The 457-nt window shown below is 41.1% G+C and carries 1 pseudogene; it reads left to right on the top strand.

Going from position 1 to position 457, the window contains the following annotated elements:
- Positions 1-457, top strand: a pseudogene (locus tag HBA93_RS18620) (hypothetical protein); the annotation flags it as partial.

The raw sequence follows: 457 nt of genomic DNA on the forward strand, positions 1-457 counted from the left end.
TTTCCTGAAAGTCGTTTTTCTGGTGGTTCTAATACTAAAGGTGAAGGTTCAGCAGGTCAGAATGATAAGCTTGTTGTTCATGCTTCAATGCGTTCTCTCGGAGAAATTAAGAGCCTTCTACCTAAGCTAGATACGCCTGTTGCAGATGTTATGATTAAGGCTGCTATTTATGAAGTTGGTACAGATTTCAGTGATGGCTCTGCTTTTCAAATGGCTGTTTCTTTGCTTTCAGGAAAATTGGAATTTGGAATTGAACCACAAGCTGGAGCTGGTTTAGTCGGTTCCTTTGTTTCTATTCGTAGCTCAAATTTTGAAAGCGTTCTTTCTGCTTTATCGACTGATGGTAGGTTTAAGGTTCAAACTGCGCCGGCTGTTCGTGCTCGATCTGGATCACCTACAAAATTGATGGTTGGTGAAAGTGTTCCAGTTCTAGGTTCTGTTTCATATCCTGATGGTG

It is taken from the genome of Ochrobactrum sp. SFR4 (assembly GCF_019730395.1).
Taxonomy (GTDB): Bacteria; Pseudomonadota; Alphaproteobacteria; order Rhizobiales; family Rhizobiaceae; genus Pseudochrobactrum.